Here is a 19,525-nt window from a genome sequence, read left to right as displayed (position 1 = left end):
ACAGGAAGGCCCCGCCGTGGCAGCGGGGCCTTCTGTTCGGTGCGGGAGCCGCTAGGTTCCGGTCGAGAGTGATCAGTTCTGCCGTGGCGCGCCGTATGTCCAAGAGAATACGACGCCGATGAACCCGCTTCCACTCGGCATTTCGGATATGATCCGAAGGTCCGATGGCTTCCGACCTAAGGACCAGGCCCCGAAAGCATGGTGGGGGCCGGGTCACCCTCATCATATGGCACCCTGTCGCTCCGGCCGGTAGCGGACAAGACCTTAGGGATAAGACGCCCATCAGCGGCCCTGTGGTGACGAGCCGGGCACGCCGCGACGTCGGACTGAAAGTAGATCCGGCAAATTTGGGCGGCGGACCCATGATCTGCTGCTGTTTTCCGCATGCTGATGTCGCCAATGCCGGTAGCCATCAAAATAATTGACAAGCTTAACGACAGGAAAGATGATGCGGCCTGTTGGTTGTACGAGTTCGATCCGGCCCGCCATGCGGCGTGTGGATTATTCGAACGGCAATAACGGGGCACGCTTCAGGTTCGAATATTGATCGTTAGCCTACGAGACCTGCTGAGCGCTGGCTCGGGCGGGGTCGGCGGATGTGCACACGAGGCCACACCATGAAGTATGTCGTGATCGTGACAGCCTTCGTTCTCGGAGCCGTGGCGTCCTCGCCAGGGCAAGCACAACCCGCGGCGCCCCTCGTCGATCCGGCGGCCGTTCAAATCCTCAAGGCGGCCGGAGACCGATTGGCTTCGGCCCGAACCATGGTTTTCACCGCAACAGCCACCCATGACGTGCCGAATGCGGAAGGACAATCGATCCTTCTCACCGAGCGCAGCAAGGTCGAGATGCAGCGCCCCCATCGGCTTCGGGTCATTACCGAAGGCGACGGACCCCGGATCGAGTTTCTCACCGACGGCCGGACGATGGTGCTTTTCAGATCGGGAGACGGCACCGTGGCAACCGCACCGGCGGGTGCCACCCTCGATGACACCCTTCGCTCGGAGGTGCAGGCGTTTGGGCAGACTCAGGCCGTTGCCGACATGCTGTTGTCCGATCCGGCCAAGGGATTGACCGAAGGGCTGACCCGAGCCTTCGTCGTCGGACGCACCCGAATGGTTGGCGGCGTCGAGACAGACATCGTGGCGTTCACGGCTCCAGGGGCTCAGGGGCAGATCTGGGTCGGGGCCAAGGATCGGCTCCCGCGCCAGTTGACGGTCACCGAAACGGACACGCCCGGCAGGCCGCGCAACAGCGTGACCTTCTCGGGCTGGAGTCTCGACCGCCCCATTCCAGGCAAGACGTTCTCGCTGGCGCATACAGCCCAAGGAAAACCAGTGCCGTTTGCGCAGCCTGGACTTTGAAGGAGATGATGATGAACCGTTATCTTCCGTTCCTGGCCGCTGCAGCCCTCATGTCCGCGGCGGCTCCCGCCGATGCCTTCTGGGTCGCCCGAGGATGGCGCGGAGGCGTCGCGGTCGGGGGCGTACGGCCTCCCCTGGTGGCGCGCGACGTGTACTATCCGCGCTGCTGGCGGTGCGCGCCCGTTTACCCGACCGGCGCCGTCATAGGGGCCGCAGCCGCCGGGGCGGCCGTTGGTGGATTGGCGGCCGCCGCAAGCACGGTCGCCGCCCCACCGGCTCCGCCTCCAGCTTCGACGGCGTCACCTGCCGCAACCCCGGCAGCTTCGGCGGCTACGCTCGCGCAAGCGAGTCCTCCCAACGCCGCCGCGTCGAAATGCGCCGAGGGCCTCCCCTCCGACTCCAAGATGATCTACGACGCGTCCGTGCGAAGCATGAAGGGTCTGGACACCTTGCGCGACACGGTCACGGAGCAGACGCGCTCCCTCGTGATGGCGGGAAAGATTAGCCAGTCCAACGCCCGTCCCGCAGCCGAGAAGGCGGGCACCTGCCTGCGGCTCTTGGCGCAGTAGGTTTGCTGGATCCCCGGAGGCCCTGCGATCGGAACAGCAGCGCCTCGGACGCCTCGCAGCCTGTTGAGGATGCGAGGCAGCGGAAACTGGGCGATGGCGCGGGAAAACAAGAGGGGGCCTGTCTCAAACAATGGTCTATCTTCTGCTCTAGGTTGTGTTATTGCAGTGTCATGCAATGCAAGAGAGAAGACTGATCGAGACCCACGATGGCTACCATCTCGAGTTCACCACCGAGCTGGCCGGGCGCCTTTATGGCCGTTTCGCTCTCATCGTCGGCCCGCTCGCCGCTGCCCTCTACTTTCTCTAAGCGCAGGACCCTGTAAGATATGCGGTGCTACTTTCACCTCGTGAATGAAATCGAGCAGATCACGGATCATCACGGCGTCGAGGTTTCCACCATCGAAGCGGCCTATGCGCAGGCCATGAGCGCCATCGTGGAACTGCGCGAGGAAGTCGAGAAGCCTGCCGACTTGGTGGGCTGGCGCCTCACCGGCGTGGATCAGGCCGGAGCGGTGCTGCTGTCCATCACCCTGTGATGAGGTCGGCCGGGGTCGCGACCCACCGCCACGAGACGCCCGAAAGCCTTCGACCAATGGGTAAGTCTTGAGACCAGTCTCAGACTGGAAATTCTCAAATGAGAGCGTTGACGCCTGTGGGAGTATAGCCCTAGTTCAATTGAAGGTGGCGCTCAACTAGGAATACTCACCCAAGGATTTGCTACCACAGACCGGTCGTGCTGATGGGAGATGCACATGCACGATGAGATCGACAACATGGCTCGTGCCTTCTATTTGACGGCCGAGAATGCGCGGGGCTGGGACAGAGAGCCCGAGCTCCTCAAGGAGGCGTTTCGAGACAGGGCCAGGCTCGTGATCGGCTCGCCGGGCTTCCGGCCGATAGGCGAGGCCGCGATGGGATTGGGAGGGTTGGGCCTGGTTCCGCTGGCCGCGCCCACGGGCGGTTCGGCCGCCCTGGACCTGGACCCCCCGGGTTTTCTGGCCGTGCTTGCGGGGCCGCGACACGTGTTTCACATGGCCAACAAAGCCCATCGCTTTCTCACCGGACATCGGGCCGTCATCGACCGGCCCATCCGGGAAGCCCTTCCGGAACTGAAGGAGCAGGGCTTCCTCGACCTGATCGAGGAGGCCTACGAGACGGGACAGCCGTTTCTGGGCCAAACGCTGCCGCTACGGATCCGCATGCGCCGCAACGGCCCGCTGGAACAGCGCCATGTGGACGTTGCCTACAAGCCGATCGTCAACGAACACGGCCATCGGATCGGCATTCTGGTCGAAGGGCGCGACGTCACGGGGCGGATTCGGATCGCGCCTTGAGCGCCTCCTTGCGCGGGCGTCCCCTCTTGGGCGCGCCGGAGCGGAGCGCCGACCCCTCGGGCCTCTCGGCCCCGGCGACGTTCAGCATCGCGTCCGTCATCTGCTTGAGAGCCGCCTGTTGCGGCGGGCTCAGCAAGCCGATCCGTTCCGCCAGCACTTGATGGGGTGTCGGCAGGATCCCGACATCCTCATCCTTACCGTAAAGCCACAGGAGCGGGCAGCCCAGGACCCGGGAAATCTCCTCGAGACGGCCGGCCGTGATGCGATTGACGCCTTTCTCGTACTTCTGCAGCTGCTGAAAGGTCAGACCCAGCTGGTCGGCCAAGCCTTCTTGCGACATGCCTTTGGCGACGCGGGCCGTGCGGATCCTTTGCCCGATGAACTGATCGAGGGCTGACGGACTCTTCGTTGTTGGCATGCATCGCTCCAGAAACGCAAGGCGGACACCTTGATGACACGAACGATCAAACGGCGGAACAACCGTGGCGCTTTCATGTCTTCGACAAGCGCCTTCATCTTTCGAGACGTGGCCTTGCTCCAAAAGATCCATCGGCTTCGAAAGCCAAAACCACCGACGAGCGCTTTCCAAGCCCGACACCCTTCGTCGCGAGATCGTTTCGGATCCAAAATAGAATTCCACTCAGACGATAAGCCCGAACAGTAAAAATACAACATTACATAATATATGTAGGAATTTTCCTTGTCACTCCGAAGGTTGGACTGATGCATTCAAGCACTCCCAACCAGAATTCGGCCGCACACCGACTTAAGCTTATCTTTTGTTTCCTGAGGAAGATCCGTATCAATGGGCGGCCAGGAGAACGACCCGATGCGCCCAACGACGTCCGAGTTCATTTACGCTGCCGGCTGGACCTATACGCAAGGGTCCGTTGCGCCAAAGTCTCCCTTCCTGGTCGACGGCCAGCAGATGACGTCCCTGGACGTCGGCTCGGGGTTCTACGGCGCGGCCTTCCTGACAGCCGCCAACCAGGTGATCGTCGCATTCGAAGGCACGAACCTGGCTGATTTCACGAAGGGGCAGGCCAATCGAGACTTCGCAGCCGCCCAGATCCTGGCCGACATCCAGATCTATCTGGGCCAGGAACCGCCGGCCTACGACGACGCCATGAGCTTTACTCAGGACGTAATCGCGGCCGCTGCCGAACAGGGCATCTCGCGCGAGAACGTCTTCGTGACAGGCCATTCCCTCGGCGGTGCTCAGGCCCTCTACGTGGCGGCCCAGATGGGCATGGGGGGCGAAACCTACGGCGCACCGGGCATTCCATCCGACGCGATTCCGATCAACGCGCAATCCCAGTTGATCAATTACGTCGAGTGGGGGGACCCCGTCGGCAACTACTCGGCCCCGACGCTCTCCGAGACCAACATCCTCTACAGCCAGGATATCGTCCGCTTCGGATCGGCAACCTATGTCGGCCCCTTCAGCGGCGTCTTCGTTCTCGATGCGGCCAATGCCCTTTTGGCGCCTGGCAATAGCGATGCGCAGAAGGCCGCCGGGATCGCGATGCTGGAGGTGGCCGCCAACGATTATCACCGGCTCGTTCACTATGCGGCCGCGCTGCGCCAATCCTACGACCCTGCCTTCAGCGAAACCGGCTCACTGAGCGATGCCGAGGTGGAGCAACTCATCGCCAACATCCTGGAGAACCCGACGAGCTACGATGCCATCCGCTTCGCCTGGCACGATACGGTGACGGGCACGGGCAGCAAGAACACACTTCGGGGCTATGCCGGCAACGACCAACTCGTGGGCGGCCGCGGCGCGGACAAGCTCTATGGGGGCTCCGGCGCCGACACGTTCGTTTTCAAGACGCTCAAGGATTCAACGGTCGCCGCGAAGGGGCGCGACACGATCTACGACTTCTCGACCCAGCAGAAGGACAGGATCGACCTCAAAGGTATCGACGCCAATGTCCTCAAAGCCGGCAACCAAGCCTTCAAATACATCGGCGCGGCGGACTTTCATGGAAAAGCGGGCGAGTTACGAATCCAGAAAGTTGCTGGCGGCAGTCAGGTTCAGGGAGACGTCAATGGCGACGGGTTGGCGGATTTCGCGATCGCGGTGAAAGGCCTGTCTCACATCGCCAAGGGATATTTCACACTCTGATCACCGGCGGCCGTCCGACGGTCGCCCCGCGGGCCTTGAGACCGGCTGAAGATCCTGCATTCGAACGGCGGTGTGATACACCGCCGTCTCGACGCCGTTTGGATCGCGGCCGACTCTAGTTCGCCGTCAAGGCTTTCTCGACCGCGTCCCTGATCCACTGGCCCTGAGATACCCCCTTCGCAGAGGCCGAGGCGTCGACGCGGTCCAGCATCTCCTGGCTCAAAGGCACGTCGACCAGGATCGAGATCGGCCCCAGCGAGGCATCCGCATAGACGTATCCCGTCACCTGCCGGGCGAACTGGCGCGTGAGCTCCGCCTTCTGGCGATCGGACAACCCGCCGATGCCGGCGACGTTCACGCAGTAGCCATTGACGAGGCGATTGACGATGTCGCCGCTTCCGATGCCGTTCGATTGATACTGCTGCACCAAGGCTGCGACGCGGGCATCGGATGTCCGGCCCGTCCGCTGATCGATCAGTCCCGTCAATGCCGGCGCATCCTTGCCCGCATCGGTCGCTGACTTGCAGGAAAACCCTTGAGCAAACGTCCCTTGAACGGGAAGTCCGGACGCGATCAGCGCCATGGCACCAAGAAGAGCACGCGATTTTTTCATGGGGGGGTGTCCTGTAAGCGAAGCACGGCTGCAGCAATCGCAGACGCAACGTAGTGAAAGATTGCCACTCAGGCAATTTCGAATCCGGCTGGAACAGGGTGGTCCTGAGATGGGCTTGGTCTGCCGCGAGACGTTCGGCGCAGCCGCGGATCGCGGCTGACCAAAACTTGTGCCCGCGATCGTCCCACATAGGCGCGCGCGGAGATTAGTTCTGGCCGCCAAAGTACTTCGTCTTCAGCGCGGCCAGTGTCCCCTGCTCCTTCGCACGGAGAATTTCGGCCGTCAGCACGCGCCTCAGAGGACTGTTGGAGGGCAGAGCGAAGGCGTACTTGTCGGGATGCATGAGAGTCCCGACGACCTCCAGGGCCATCTCTGGACGCGAATGAGCGTAATATTCCAACACGGGAGCATCCGCCAGAACGGCCGCGACCTCAGCCTTTTTCAGGCTCGCGGCAGCTTGATCGATATCGCTGAACGACTTGAACGGGAGACCGGCTTCCCGCGCGAAGCTTTCCGCGACGCTGCCGGTGAAAACGCCCACAGTCCTGTCTCCCAGGTCCGAGATGCCGTCGATCTGCCGGGTGATGGCGTCCGCGGTCATCACGCTCGTGATGGAGGACGTCACATAGGCGACGACGCCGACCCCGCACACGATCCAGAAGGCGGACAGAACCTTGCCGAACGAGCCGAACAGGTTCTTCCTCGACGCCTTTCCGGACGTCACCATCGAGATGACATGATAGAAGCTCTCGGACAGCCCGTGCGCCCATCTCTTGGGAAAGTCGGAATCGAAGCGACGGTCAAACAGTGTGAGGAGAACCGTCGCCAGAATGATGAGAATCCCGAGAATGGCGTAATTGCGCAGATGCCCCATCGAGTACAGACCTTGGAGGGTATCCGATGCGCTGCCTGATGCGTTGGCGTCGACCAGCAGCCTCAGTCCTCCATCGTACCAAGGCTGCGTGAAGTCCATCCGGCGCGCACGCTCATGCGTGATGGTGAGGTTCGAGACCGCGACGTCCAAGGTTCCGCTCTCGGTGGCTCTCAGCAGATCCGCGACAGTGTCGAAGGTCTGGAACTCGAACGGGAGCGCGGCGTTGGCCGCCACATCCTTCCACAACTCGACGGCCATGCCCTGGGGGTTCGTCTTGGCATTTTCCATCACGAACGGGGGGCTGACGTGAAGGCCGACCTTCAAGGCCGGCTGAGGACCGGGCTGCTGCGCGTGCGCGCCGGCCGTCGATGCGATCAGGATGAGGCCGAGCAAGCAGAAGAGCCGGAAGCCAGGGATGACCATGTCTGTCGCTACTCGAGGGTTGGGGGCGGACGGGGAACAGTCAAAGCCATATATCGGGCCCACCCGTTCCGAAAGTTGAAATCCGCCTGCAACAGGATTCGGAGCGCGACTATCGTAAACGCTCAATGCTTACAGAGCCGATGACGTCCTCAAGACCGAGGAACCTCGCACCGGAATCGTGCTCTTGAACCCGGATGCACGAATTTTTGTCGTCGGACCGTAACAACTGCCGCGGGGGGACGTTTGCTTGCGCGCCCGTTGCACAAGAGCGCTCTGAAGGGGGTCTGCCTCAATGTCACTGCCATTCCAGCGGGATCACGCCCGCGACACCCTCCAGCCCGCTCAGAGCCACGGTCTTGCCGGCGCCCTTGCGGGATTCACTCTTGGGACGGCCTACGAACTTTTCGAAACGCTGGTGCACGATGTTCACGACGCTGAGAGTTTTCCGGAGGCCACCTCCGAGATCGTCCTGTGGACGATCCTTGGTTGCCTGCTCTTCGTCGCACTCGGAAAGCTGTGGCGTCACTGTGTGGCCTGACCGTCCCATGTAGCCGCGACCGCTCCCGCCCCAGCGGGCCCGCAAATCATGGGAGGCACCTTAACAGCGCACGGCCGCTCGTTCATGCTCAACTCCCACCATCACTGTGATGCCCTTCACAGGGGCGCTGATCGTTTCGTGCGAGAATCCTCGGATTCGAACCGGGGAGGAGACCATGCGTGCTCTCGTCTTTGCCTGTTGTTTGGTCCTCTGGGTCCCATTGCGCCCGGCCGTCGCGGAGGATTGCGGCGCGTCCCGTCAGGCGGCCGCCCAGCGTATCGCGGAGGCGCAGTCGAGGCTGGAGGCTGTCCTGGCTCCCTACGAGGCAGCCGTGACCTCCGGCAACTTGGTTGCGTTCGAAAGTCTCGGAGAGGCGACGGTGCAGCCCTGGGACAATTTGCTCGCGGCGATCGTGTCGGAGCGCGCAAGCCTCGCGAGACTGCGGTGTCCGACGGACGGGATTCCGAATGAGTTTGCCCTCCCCAATGGCTGGGACATGGTGCGCGACATCGGAGCCTTGCATATCATCGAGGTGGATCGCAGCATCGCGATCCTGAACCACCAAGCCGGCATGGGCCGTCGTCGCCCTGGGCAGGCCTCCCAGGATTAAACATGAGTGTCCTTTTGGGCCCGTCCCTCTCCGGACGGGGCGGGTCGTCGTTTTGTGTCACGCGAACGTGTCCTAACCCAAAAGCAAGCTCAGCTTTGACCTAAGGTACAACCCCATTCACCAGGACAATTTTCATGTAAGAAACTACGGAAAGGCGCCACCTCTGCTTCGCCGATCATCGCCTCGAAATTGTGCAAGAGCGAATACTTTAAGCAACGCTGCTCAAATTGTAATGCCCTATCACCTTGACTCGGTATCCTATTGGTATACCAAATGCATATCGATAACTCGGGCGCATCAGTGGATATATCTACTTATACTGAAAGTGGCGATACCCTAGCCGATCTCGCGTGCGAGAAGCTGAGATCCATGCTTTTGTCAGGGGAACTCAGCGGCGGCGCCATCGTTCAGGACCGGCGCCTCGCCGAACGCCTGGGCCTCTCGCGAACCCCCGTCCGGGAGGCGCTCGGCCGCCTGGAGGGTGAAGGATTTCTCCGGCGCGAAGGCCGCGTCCTCGTGGTCAATACGATCTCCGTCGAGGACATCATGGAAATCCTCGCGGTTCGCCGCGTCATGGAAGCGGAGGCCGTGCGCCTGGCGACAGGCCGCATCCCGAAAGGCCGGATCGACGAGATCCGCTCCGCCATCGACGGCATGCGAACGGTCGAGTCGGTGACGGGCGACCAACATTGGTCGGTCGACGACATGGTTCACCTGTCCATCGCCCAGGCGAGCGGCAACCGCCTCATCTACCGCATGATCAGGGATCTCCGGGAGCGGACCCGCATGTTCGGGCTGACGCGCATCCCCAGGCGCTTCGATCCCGGCAAAGCCGAGCATCTCGGGATTCTTGCCGCAATGGAGGAAGGCGCCGCCGACCGAGCGGCCGCGCTCATGCAGGAGCATATCGAGCACGCCCGGCAGGGCATTCTCGATTTCATCTCGGGCCGCTCCAATGAGCCGACCCACTGAATTCGACGTCTTCAAGAAAGGATCACCGATGTCAGGCCGCCTTCTGTTTTTGCAAAACGGACCCAAGAAGCAGTCCGTCGCCAGGCTCGACGATCGTTTCGAGTCGTTCGGCCTCACGGTCGATCGCTACTGGGCCTACAACGGCGAGTTTCCGAACTCCCTCGACGAGTACGATGGCATCTTCCTGTCGGGCAGCCCCCACGCGGCCTTCGACGACGTCCCGTTCATTCACCGCGAGCACCAGCTGATCGAGGACGCCGCCAAGCGCGAGATTCCTATCCTGGGCATCTGCTTCGGAAGCCAGATCCTGGCCTCAGCGCTGTGTGGCCGGGATCAGGTCTTCCGCCGTCCCTTCTGCGAGGTGGGCTACAAGTGGCTCCCGACGACGCCTGATATTCACGAGGACGAAATCGCGTCGGATATCGGCGACAGCGTCTACATGTTCGTCTGGCACAACGACGAGGTGCGCGATGGTCATCGGGATATGAAGATCCTGGCCTCGAGCGACCTGTGCCCGAACCAGATCTGGCGCCACCGGGAAGTTCCGGCTTGGGGCATCCAAGGGCATCCCGAGATCACGCTCGAGCAATCGAAGGTCTGGTTCGAGGAATGCCGCGAGCGTCTCGAATTAGATGGAGCCAGCATCGACCAGCTCAACGCCACGGCGGACGAGGCGGCGGCCGCCAAGACCATGCTGACGAAGTTTGCGGACTTCTGCCGGGAAAAGGCAGCTGCCTGACCACCGAACCATCAACAACAAGGTGGCCGATGTTCAAGACAACCAGAGGAGAACCAGTATGAGGAAGATGTTACTGGCTGCGGTCGCGGCAGCCTCCCTTTTGACCACCGCGAGCGTTGCCGAGGAAATGGTGTTCGCCAGTTGGGGCGGAACCTACCAGGAGGCCATCCGCAAGGTGTGGCTGACGCCCTTCTCGAAGGAGACCGGCATCAGCGTCGAGGAAGATACCGAGCCGGAGGTCGCCAAGATCAAGGCCATGGTGGACACCAACTCGGTCACATGGGATGTGGTGACGGGCGGCGGCGGAACGCTGATGCGCGGCGTCAACCTCGGCCTTTTCGAGAAGATCACGCCCGACATGGTCAACCAGGACCACGTCATTCCGGGAGCCCGGAACGATTATGGCGTCCCCTCGGAAATCTTCTCGTCGCTCATCGGATTCTCGACGAAGGCATTCCCGGACGGCAAGCCGCAGCCCGCGACGTTCGCCGACTTCTGGAACGTCGAAAAGTTCCCCGGCAAGCGCACGCTTCCCGACAAGGCCGAGACGGTGCTGGAAGCGGCCCTGATCGCCGACGGCGTCGAGATGGGCAAGGTCTATGAGGTTCTTTCGACCGAGGAGGGCCTCAAGCGCGCCCTCAACAAGGTGCGCGCCCTCAAGCCGCACGTGGCGGCCTTCTGGTCCAGCGGAGCGCAACCCGTCCAGATGCTCGGGTCCGGCGAGGCCGTGATGGCGTTCGGATGGAACGGCCGCTTCCAGGGCGGCATCGACTCCAACCTGCCGATCAAGATGTCGTGGGAGCAGCAGATTCCGCAGGTCGGGTTCTTCATGATCCCCAAGGGAGCCCCGGACAAGGCCGCCGCCGTCAAGTTCCTCAACTACGTGGTGAAGCCCGAGAACAACGCGAAGCTGAGCGAGTTCGTGGCTTACGGCCCCGTGACAGAGAAGGCGTGGGCGTTCATCGACGCCAAGCGCGCCGAACGGCTTCCCTCAACGGCCGAGCGCCTGAAGAACGCCCTGTTCCTGGACATTTCCTGGTGGGCCAAGAACGGCACGAAGGCGAGCGAAGCCTACACCGCGATGCTGAAGGACTGATCTGATGGTGACGAAGGCCTATTGGTTCCCGCGCGAGGAATATCTCGCGCGGGTGGAGAAGATGCGTGCGAAACTGGTCGAGAACCAACTCGACGCGCTGATCGCCTTTCTGCCCGAGACCGTGACCTACCTCACGGGGTTCTTCACGCGGGGCTACTCATCCTTTCAGTTCGCCATCATTCCGGTGGAAGGCGATCCGGTTCTGTTCTGCCGTGACGTCGAGGAGTATTACCTCGACTCGACCTGCGTTTTTCCAAAGCGTGTCATGTGGACCGACTCGGACGACAAGAACGCCGTTGCCAGCCGCGCCGTCCTCGAGGCTCTCGGACCCACTCCCCGGATCGCGGTCGAGATGCAGGCCTGGCCGCTGACGGTCGGACGGTTCAACGCCTTGAAGGAAGCCATCCCGGGAGCGAGCTGGACCGATGTCAGCCGCATGACCTCGGCCATGCGCATCATCAAGTCGCCGGCCGAGGTCGCGTATCAGCGCAAGGCCGCTAAGGCAGCAGAGGCCGGGATGGCGGCCGGCATTGCCAGCGCCAAGACAGGTGCAACGGAGCGTGAAATGGCGGCGGAGATCTGCGCCGCCATGATTCGCGCGGGCAGCGATCTTCCGGGGCCGGGCGTCCTGTCGTCCGGGGAGCGCGCCTACCATCTCCACGGAGGCTATTCGGACCGCGTTCTCGAACGGGGGGACATCGTCCAGCTCGAGACGACGCCGAATGTCCGTCACTACCACGCCCGCTTCATGCGGCCCATCAAGGTGGAGACCGCCACGGACGAGGAGCATCGCATCGTCGAGAAGCTGATCGCGATCCAGGACGACGCCATCGCGGCCGTGGGACCCGGCGTGCGCGCGACGGTGCCGGACGCGATCTACCGGGATGGGGCCCTCTCGTCCGGACTGCGCGAAACCTACACCAACAAGACGTTCTACTCGGTCGGACTGATGCTCGCGCCCAATGGAGGCGAGCCCCTGGAGGCCGAGCCGAGCTCGGCCTGGACGTTCGAACCCGGGATGACCTTTCACACATACATTCTGGCACGCGGCTTCGGCATGTCTGAGACGATCACGATCACGGATACGGGCTACGAGCGTCTCACGAACTTTCCGCGACAACTCTTCGTGAGCTGACGATGAGCGAGCAAGGCATGAGCGTCACGATGCGGGTGGGTGCGGAGCGCCGGCCCTTCCGCATCCCGGGCGGCTGGATCGGCGTTCTGCCTTTCCTCATCGTTCTCGTATTCCTCTTCCTGATACCGGTTGCGACCCTCCTGAAGTCGGCGTTCGGAGACGGCGCCTTCACGCTCGAGCATTTCGTCCGAGCCGTCGAGGTGCCCGTCTACCGCTCGGTTCTGCTGACCACCCTGACGATCTCAGGAACCGTGGCGCTTCTCGCCGTTGTCATGAGCTATCCGCTCGCCTACCTCATGGCGACGTCGCGGGACACCACGCGCAACATCCTTCTCGTGGTCGTTCTGCTGCCGTTCTGGACGAGCTCCCTCGTCCGCACGACGGCTTGGATCATCCTCCTCCAAAGCAACGGCGTCCTGAACCAGATGCTGATGGGATCAGGCCTGACGGATGCACCCATCGCCTTCGTCTACAATCTGTCCGGCGTCCTGATCGGCATGACGCATGTCCTGATGCCGTTCGTCGTACTCCCCCTTTACGCCTCGTTCCGAGCGCTCGACGTCTCGACCGTGCGGGCGGCCGAAAGCCTCGGCGCGGGCCCCGTCACGACGTTCCGGCGCATCATCCTTCCGTTGACGGCTCCCGGAGTCGTGGCGGGCGCCATGATCGTGTTCATGAACGCCGTCGGCTTCTACATCACGCCTGCGCTCATGGGCGGCCCCGGCCAGACCATGATCGCCCAGATGATCGCCAACAACATCACCCGCGAACTCAACTGGGGTTTCGCGGCGGCGCTGGCCATCATCCTGCTGGCCGTCGCCCTGGGCCTGTTCGCGCTGTTCCAGAGGATCTTCGGGCTGGAGCGCCTGATCTCGGGCAGCGGCGGGAAGTCGGCCGAACCGTTTGGAACCGATCATCGCCGCTCGCCCGGCGGATGGGTATCGGTCGCCCTCGGCCTCCTCGTCGCCGCCTTCCTGATCGCCCCCATCCTGATCGTATTCCCGATGAGCCTCGGGTCGTCCTCGTTCCTGACCTTCCCGCCCGAAAGCTACAGCTTTCAGTGGTACGAGAACTTCTTCACGGCCTCGAAATGGATGAACGCGCTGACGCGCTCTCTCCAGGTGGCCGGCATCACGGTCGCGGTCTCGCTCCTGATCGGCACCGCGGCGGCCGTCGGCCTGACCCGGATCGACCGGCGCTGGCGCGGATTGATCGAGGCGGTCTTCATCCTCCCGATGATCGTGCCCGTCATCATCCTGTCGATCGGGCTATACTACCTCCTCGTCCCGGCCGGCCTCGTGGGCACGATCTGGGGTCTGGCGCTCGGGCACATCGTGCTGGCAAGCCCGTACGTGTTCATCACGGTGCGCGCCTCGCTGGCCTCGTTCGATCGGAACCTCGAACTCGCCGCCCAGGGACTCGGCGCGTCCTGGCTCACCATGTTCCGGCGCGTGATGCTGCCCTGCATCATGCCGGGCGTGGTCGGTGGCGCGATCTTCGCTTTCATCACGTCGTTCGACGACGTGGTTCTGGCGCTCTTCCTGACCAACGTCCGCAGCCGCACGCTTCCCAAGCTCATGTATGAGGGCGTCGCCCACGAGATCGATCCGACGATCATCGCGGCTTCGGGCCTCATCATCATCGTGACGGTCCTCGTCCTTGCGGCCAACCTCCTCATCTCGCGGAAAAAGCCATGACATCGATGCCTTCCGGAAAGCCGGTCCTGATCCGCAACCTGCGCAAAACCTACGGCCGGGTCGAAGCCCTCGCGGATGTCTCCCTCGACATCGCGCCCGGGGAGTTCTGCACGCTGCTCGGGGCGTCAGGTTCGGGCAAGACGACCTTGCTCAAGACGCTTGCGGGATTCGAGAACTACGACGCGGGGTCCATCATGGTGGGCGGACGGGACATCGGCCCGGTTCCGGTCTCGAAGCGGAATATCGGCATGGTGTTCCAGAACTATGCGCTCTTTCCCCACATGAGCGTCAGGAAGAACATCGCGTTCGGCCTGGAGATGCGCCGGATGAGCGCGGCCGATCTGGACCGGCGCGTGAAGGCGGCCCTGGAACTCGTCAGCCTGGGGGATTACGCCGAGCGTCTCCCGCGTGAGCTGTCGGGCGGACAGCAGCAGCGCGTGGCACTGGCCCGCGCGCTCGTGATCGAGCCTGATATCCTGCTGATGGACGAACCTCTCGGCGCACTCGACAAGAACCTGCGCAAGTCGATCCAGCTGCAGCTAAAAGACCTCCATCGTTCGACCGGCGTCACGATCATCTACGTGACCCACGACCAAGAAGAAGCCCTGTTTCTCTCCGACAAGATCGCCCTGATGGACAAGGGAAGGATCGTCCAGGTCGGCACGCCGCGGGACCTTTACTTCCGCCCCAACAGCCGTTTCGTGGCGAGCTTCCTCGGCGAGTGCAACTTCCTTGCCTCCGGGGAGGCGGAGATCGCCATCAGGCCGGAGCGGATGAGGGTCGGCGAACCGGCGCGGGTGTCGGATCGGCAGGTCGAGGCGGTGGTCGAGAACATCATCTTCATGGGCACTGGGTACCGGCTGGTGTTGAGGGCGGACGGCCGCGAGCTCACCGTTCTGACCGACGCCGACATTCCCGACATGAACAGAGGGGACGTCATCACGGTCGGCTACGATCAAGCCCATGCGATGCGCCTCGCCGCCTAACTTCCAACGTTTCCACGGAGATCATGTTGCCCCTCCTGAATGAGCACGCCTCGGGCGTATACGTCATCGCGGTCACGCCGTTCCGGGAGGACGGCGCCCTGGATCTCGACAGCACGGACCGGATGGTGGATTTCTACCTCGAGCGCGGCGCGACGGGACTGACCGTGCTGGGCATGATGGGGGAGGCGCAGAAGCTCACCATCGACGAGTCCCAAGCCTATGTCCGCCGAATCCTGAAGCAGGTCGACGGGCGGATCCCGGTGGTGGCGGGCGTGTCGGCGCCCGGCTTCGCCCAGATGAAGGCCCTGACCGACATGGTGATGAGCGACGGTGCGGCCGGTGTCATGATCGCGCCGCCCTCATCCCTTCGCAGCGATCAGCAGATCCTCACCTATTACAAGCAAGCGGCCGACTTTCTCGGTGACGTCCCCTTTGTGCTCCAGGATTTCCCGCTGGCGACCGGGGTCACGATCCCGGTGTCGGTGATCCAGGCCGTCGTCGAGCAGATCCCGACCTGCGTCTGCCTCAAGCACGAGGACTGGCCGGGCCTCTCGAAGATCTCGGCTCTTCGCACGGCGTCGGAACAATCCGGCGGGCGGCGCATCTCGATCCTGTGCGGCAATGGCGGCATGTTCCTGCCGGAAGAGATGGCGCGCGGCGCGGATGGCGCCATGACGGGCTTCGCCTATCCGGAAATGATGCGCGACGTCGTCCGCCATCACGCCGCGGGCGATCCCGACCGGGCGCAGGATGTATTCGATGCCTACCTGCCGCTGGCCCGATATGAGCAGCAGCCGGGCCTGGGCCTGTCGATCCGCAAATACATCCTGGCCAAGCGTGGAGCGCTGGCCTCGGCCACCTTGCGAAAGCCGGGTGGGGCCTTGTCGCCGAGCGACGTCGCGGACGTCGAGCGCCTCATCGCCCGCCAAACCCGACGCCTGGAGGCTCTTGGCTGATCGAAGCGGGCCGCGGGCGCGATACCCATCGAGCGGGAGCCGGCAATTCGGGCTAACCCGCCTTGCGGTTCCGGGGCTCTCGCTTCATCCTTCCCGGACGCAACGGGTTGAGAGCACGGGCCATGGACGACGCGGAGGCGGCGGACGAAGGGGTGCTGAGCCGGATCTTCCAGGCCGTCGCGGCCGATGCGGCGCGCTTCCGGTCCACGATCGGCGGGCGCCCCCAAAGGCCGGAGCGCACCTATGCGCAGGCCCTGGCCGCCTTCGAGGCTCCCGCGCCCGAAACGGGTGAGCCAGCCGAGACCGTCATCCGCGATCTGCAGGAGCGCGCCGCACCGGGGCTCCACGCCACCACGGGACCCCGGTTCTTCGGCTGGGTGATCGGGGCATCGCACCCGGTCGGAGTCGCGGCCGATTGGCTCGCGGCTGCGTGGGGGCAGAATGCGGGCAACCACACCGCTGCCCCGTCGGCGGCAGCCGCCGAGGCCGTCTCGGCCCGCTGGCTGCTCGATTTCCTCGACCTGCCCCGTGAATCCTCGGTTGGATTCGTCACGGGCGCGACCGTCGCCAATGTGGTCTGTCTGGCCGCGGCTCGTGGCGAGGTCCTGCGCCGGTCGGGATGGGATGTGGAGCGCGATGGGCTCTTCGGCGCTCCGCCCATCCACGTGCTCATCGGGGCCGATGCCCATACGACCGTGTTCTCGGCCCTGCAGTTCCTGGGGTTGGGCCATGGACGGGTCATCCGGATCCCGGCGGATGACCAGGGGCGGATGCAGCCGGACGCCCTGCGAACGGCTCTGGCTTCCTGCCGGGGGCCGACCATCGTGATCACGCAGGCCGGGCAGATCAATACGGGTGCCTTCGACGATCACGCCGCAATCGTCCGCTTGGCTCAAGACCAGGGCGCCTGGGTGCATGTGGATGGGGCTTTCGGTTTGTGGGCCCGCGCCTGCCCTCCCCTGGCTCATCTTGGCGAAGGCATCGAGCTGGCCGATTCCTGGGCGACGGACGGGCACAAATGGCTCCAGATTCCCTATGATTGCGGATACGCCATCGTTCGAAACGCGGAGGCGCACAGACGGTCAATGATCATCGCGGCCAGCTATCTGCCCGGGGCCGGAGGGGATGAGCGCGACCCATCCCACTACGTGCCCGAGCTCTCCCGTCGCGCGCGGGGATTTGCCACCTGGGCCATGCTTTCGCATCTCGGGCGGCAGGGCATCGCCCGGATGGTGGAACGCCACTGCGCCATGGCCCGGCGGCTTGCCGGACTCCTGGGCCGGGAGCCGGGAATTACGATCCTGAACGACGTAGTGCTCAACCAGGTGATCGTCCGCTTCGGAGCAGATGAGCCGAGCCCGGCGGGAGACGATCTGACCCTTCGGACCATCCGCCGGATCCAAGACGACGGAACGCTTTTCGCAGGCGGCGCGAGATGGAGAGGGCTCTGGGTGATGCGGATGTCGGTGATTTCCTACGGCACCACGCGATCCGACATCGAGAGGGCCGCCGGCGCGATCATCGGCGCTTGGCGCCGGATTCGCCCCTCGTCGTGACCGGACCCGCGATCCTGCGCAGCAGCCTCCCGTCAGATAGCGAACTGAGTTACGTCATTGAACTGACATCAAAACTTCATTGGAAGCCCGTCTGTTTGCCTGCTAACGGAGCGGCCGGACACATATCCGGCAGGTTCACAATGGCAAAAACCAAGAAGAATGAGGCTTCCGACGTTCCCGCGATCCTCGCGAAAGCGATCCGGCGGGCCGAGAAGCTCGAGAAGACGCTCCTGAAGCTCGTTGCTCAGGAAGAGCCCCTTTCGGAAGCGGAGCGTCTGCTCAAGAACCTGCAGAAGGGACTTTTGGGCCTACGCGGTAATGGGACCAAGGACGCGCCCGCCTCCCCGGCCACGAAGGCCGAGAAGGTTCCCGGGAAGACGGCCGGACAGACGCGCCGGACCTCATCGAAGAAAGCCCCCGGCGCGGACGGTGTCGTGATTCGCCGCTCCCGGCAGGCACGCCCGAAGGTGTCGGCCGACGCCGCGGCGCCGGATCTCAAGTAAGCCGCAGGCACCGTTCGGCGCCAAGCCCTGCGCCACGAAGAAGGCCCCGCCACGCGGGATCTTTTTCGTCAAGGCCGGTCCAGGCAACGCAGCCGAGGCGATCAGTCCCGCCGGCGGAAGCCCACATAGCCGCCGTCCGCGTCGTAGAGGACGTCAAAGCCGTTCAGGAGATGGTAGCTGGTGTTCACGAAGACCCGCGCGTCCGACACATTCAGATGCGTGCCCTCCGGAGCCAGAAGCGAAGAGCCGCCGACCTCGAAGCTGTAGAGCGGGAGGCTGCGCGCGGGATTTCCAACGCTGACGGCCACCTGTGTACCCTGGGGAAGCTCCCGCCTCGCGTCGCCGGCCTGGTTCGGCGGCACCGTCATGAACATGGCCGTGACCCCCGTATCCACCAGCATCGTCCCGCAGGCGGGCGGCGTGCGGCCGTTGAGGGAGATGCAGGCCGGAACCGGCGACCAATCCGGCGCATCGGGCTGGCGGTCCAACTTGATGTAATGGAAGACCCCTGTCACGTTGCCGCCCGTCAGGCCCACATGCACACCCTGGGGCGTCAGGATGTAGCCGTGCCGCTGCTCGCGCCCGCCTGCCGCGACCTGGAGCAAGGGGTTCTTGTCGGGCGTGCTCTGGGACTGGCGGTCGTGCTCGCGGGCGAAGCCGACTCCCACCATGGCGATGTTGCGCGGATCGTCGGTCGGCGCACAATCCCGCGCCTCCTGCAGGCATTCGACCCGCGTCACCGCCAGAACCGGCATGGCCTGGGTGGCAACCTGCGCGCCGTCCTGACCGATCAGGGCGAGCGGCGTGGTGACCCATTGGCCGATCATGACCCGTCCGGAACTCGTGTAGGTCAACCGACCCTCGCCGGAGGACGGCAGCTGGTCGAAATCCGGAATCAGGCTCGAGGCCACCACCACCCCCGTGGAGCCGGAATCCAAGTCGGCCCGGTGGGTCCGTTCGCCGAAGGACAGGCCGATCTGAGGCACGCGCGCGATGGGACCGGCTTCGGCGTTGAGGTAGCGGAGGAACACACCCTCCCGGAAGCGCTCGTAGTTCGGCTGCTGCGCCTGCGCCGAGGCGCTGCCCGCGAGCAGGCTCCCGACAAGCGCTAGGGCGGCGCGGTCGATGCAAGGACGGGCGCGGCGGGGGGTAGTGGGCATGGCGAGGTCTCCGGAGCGATCGGCGGAAGGTCAGACGCGATTGGTGCCGCACCAGCCTCTCCCGGAGGATCATCGATGCGGCGGTCGTGGGGTTCGTTCTTCGAGTTTGGGTTGATTCGGCCCGGCCGTTTGATAAGGACGACGGACAGGATCCCAACCGGAGCGGAGCAGTGCCTAACGAACCCCATTTGACACTGCATCAGCACATTCAGAAGCACTGGAAGACCGTGGCCGTTCTCGTGATCGTCGCGATCCTGGCCTACAGCTTCTCC

General features: G+C 63.7%; 21 protein-coding genes. 16 read left to right on the top strand and 5 right to left on the bottom strand.

What is annotated here, in order from left to right:
- Window positions 1-617: 617 nt before the first annotated feature.
- The 5 genes from ILT42_RS15805 to ILT42_RS15790 all read left to right on the top strand — a co-directional run bounded on the left by ILT42_RS15805 (window position 618) and on the right by ILT42_RS15790 (window position 3,267).
- Window positions 618-1,364: a DUF2092 domain-containing protein gene (locus tag ILT42_RS15805; RefSeq protein ID WP_204216583.1), complete on the top strand. Its 747-nt coding sequence runs from the start codon at window positions 618-620 to the stop codon at window positions 1,362-1,364.
- Between the two features lie 11 nt (window positions 1,365-1,375).
- Window positions 1,376-1,933 carry a hypothetical protein gene (locus tag ILT42_RS15800; RefSeq protein ID WP_204216582.1) on the top strand — a complete coding sequence of 186 codons (558 nt, stop codon included), beginning with the start codon at window positions 1,376-1,378 and terminating at the stop codon, window positions 1,931-1,933.
- 175 nt (window positions 1,934-2,108) lie between these two features.
- Entirely contained in the window at window positions 2,109-2,240 is a 132-nt protein-coding gene (locus ILT42_RS23105; RefSeq protein WP_267874470.1) for a hypothetical protein, read from the top strand.
- 19 nt (window positions 2,241-2,259) lie between these two features.
- Window positions 2,260-2,469 (top strand): DUF6894 family protein, encoded by a 210-nt coding sequence (locus ILT42_RS15795; protein ID WP_204216581.1) that lies wholly within the window; start codon window positions 2,260-2,262, stop codon window positions 2,467-2,469.
- Window positions 2,470-2,685: 216 nt separating this feature from the next.
- Entirely contained in the window at window positions 2,686-3,267 is a 582-nt protein-coding gene (locus tag ILT42_RS15790) for a PAS domain-containing protein (protein ID WP_204216580.1), read from the top strand.
- Here the strand turns inward: ILT42_RS15790 and ILT42_RS15785 are convergent.
- Window positions 3,239-3,685: a helix-turn-helix domain-containing protein gene (locus ILT42_RS15785; protein ID WP_204216579.1), complete on the bottom strand. Its 447-nt coding sequence runs from the start codon at window positions 3,683-3,685 to the stop codon at window positions 3,239-3,241. The two genes, ILT42_RS15790 and ILT42_RS15785, sit on opposite strands and share 29 nt — an antisense overlap.
- 411 nt (window positions 3,686-4,096) lie before the next feature.
- Between ILT42_RS15785 and ILT42_RS15780 the strand changes: the two genes are divergently transcribed.
- Window positions 4,097-5,395, top strand: coding sequence for a M10 family metallopeptidase C-terminal domain-containing protein (locus ILT42_RS15780; protein WP_204216578.1), 1,299 nt, complete (start codon window positions 4,097-4,099; stop codon window positions 5,393-5,395).
- Between the two features lie 115 nt (window positions 5,396-5,510).
- Here the strand turns inward: ILT42_RS15780 and ILT42_RS15775 are convergent, their stop codons facing one another.
- The 3 genes from ILT42_RS15775 to ILT42_RS15765 all read right to left on the bottom strand — a co-directional run bounded on the left by ILT42_RS15775 (window position 5,511) and on the right by ILT42_RS15765 (window position 7,831).
- Window positions 5,511-6,008 (bottom strand): hypothetical protein, encoded by a 498-nt coding sequence (locus ILT42_RS15775; RefSeq protein ID WP_204216577.1) that lies wholly within the window; start codon window positions 6,006-6,008, stop codon window positions 5,511-5,513.
- 205 nt (window positions 6,009-6,213) lie between these two features.
- On the bottom strand, window positions 6,214-7,305 hold the full coding sequence (locus ILT42_RS15770) for a transporter substrate-binding domain-containing protein (protein WP_204216576.1): 1,092 nt from the start codon (window positions 7,303-7,305) through the stop codon (window positions 6,214-6,216).
- Window positions 7,306-7,600: 295 nt separating this feature from the next.
- Window positions 7,601-7,831 (bottom strand): hypothetical protein, encoded by a 231-nt coding sequence (locus ILT42_RS15765; RefSeq protein ID WP_204216575.1) that lies wholly within the window; start codon window positions 7,829-7,831, stop codon window positions 7,601-7,603.
- A gap of 187 nt (window positions 7,832-8,018) precedes the next feature.
- Here ILT42_RS15765 and ILT42_RS15760 point away from each other — a divergent pair, with 187 nt between their 5' ends.
- The 10 genes from ILT42_RS15760 (at window position 8,019) to ILT42_RS15715 (ending at window position 18,093) form a co-directional block, all read left to right on the top strand.
- Window positions 8,019-8,453, top strand: a complete 435-nt coding sequence (locus ILT42_RS15760; protein WP_204216574.1) for a hypothetical protein — start codon at window positions 8,019-8,021, stop codon at window positions 8,451-8,453.
- Window positions 8,454-8,726: 273 nt separating this feature from the next.
- Window positions 8,727-9,425, top strand: coding sequence for a GntR family transcriptional regulator (locus ILT42_RS15755; protein WP_204216573.1), 699 nt, complete (start codon window positions 8,727-8,729; stop codon window positions 9,423-9,425).
- Between the two features lie 28 nt (window positions 9,426-9,453).
- Window positions 9,454-10,164, top strand: a complete 711-nt coding sequence (locus tag ILT42_RS15750) for a type 1 glutamine amidotransferase (RefSeq protein WP_204216572.1) — start codon at window positions 9,454-9,456, stop codon at window positions 10,162-10,164.
- Between the two features lie 58 nt (window positions 10,165-10,222).
- Entirely contained in the window at window positions 10,223-11,260 is a 1,038-nt protein-coding gene (locus tag ILT42_RS15745) for an ABC transporter substrate-binding protein (RefSeq protein ID WP_204216571.1), read from the top strand.
- Between the two features lie 4 nt (window positions 11,261-11,264).
- A complete protein-coding gene (locus tag ILT42_RS15740; protein WP_204216570.1) occupies window positions 11,265-12,395 on the top strand; it encodes a M24 family metallopeptidase in 1,131 nt (376 codons plus the stop codon).
- Window positions 12,396-12,397: 2 nt separating this feature from the next.
- On the top strand, window positions 12,398-14,092 hold the full coding sequence (locus tag ILT42_RS15735; RefSeq protein WP_204216569.1) for an ABC transporter permease subunit: 1,695 nt from the start codon (window positions 12,398-12,400) through the stop codon (window positions 14,090-14,092).
- Window positions 14,089-15,078, top strand: a complete 990-nt coding sequence (locus tag ILT42_RS15730) for an ABC transporter ATP-binding protein (protein ID WP_204216568.1) — start codon at window positions 14,089-14,091, stop codon at window positions 15,076-15,078. Before ILT42_RS15735 ends, ILT42_RS15730 begins: the two co-directional genes overlap by 4 nt.
- A 26-nt stretch (window positions 15,079-15,104) precedes the next feature.
- Complete coding sequence (locus tag ILT42_RS15725; protein ID WP_229428714.1) at window positions 15,105-16,034, top strand: dihydrodipicolinate synthase family protein; 930 nt, start codon at window positions 15,105-15,107, stop codon at window positions 16,032-16,034.
- Between the two features lie 122 nt (window positions 16,035-16,156).
- Entirely contained in the window at window positions 16,157-17,590 is a 1,434-nt protein-coding gene (locus ILT42_RS15720) for a pyridoxal phosphate-dependent decarboxylase family protein (RefSeq protein ID WP_204216566.1), read from the top strand.
- A 140-nt stretch (window positions 17,591-17,730) separates the two neighbouring features.
- A complete protein-coding gene (locus tag ILT42_RS15715) occupies window positions 17,731-18,093 on the top strand; it encodes a hypothetical protein (protein ID WP_204216565.1) in 363 nt (120 codons plus the stop codon).
- Between the two features lie 101 nt (window positions 18,094-18,194).
- Here ILT42_RS15715 and ILT42_RS15710 read toward each other — a convergent pair whose 3' ends face one another.
- Entirely contained in the window at window positions 18,195-19,253 is a 1,059-nt protein-coding gene (locus tag ILT42_RS15710; protein ID WP_204216564.1) for a hypothetical protein, read from the bottom strand.
- Between the last annotated feature and the right edge of the window lie 272 nt (window positions 19,254-19,525).

This window comes from Microvirga pudoricolor, from assembly GCF_016892705.1.
GTDB lineage: Bacteria > Pseudomonadota > Alphaproteobacteria > Rhizobiales > Beijerinckiaceae > Microvirga > Microvirga pudoricolor.
Note: the sequence above shows the minus strand (reverse complement) of the source record. Positions and strands in the feature narration are given on the sequence as shown.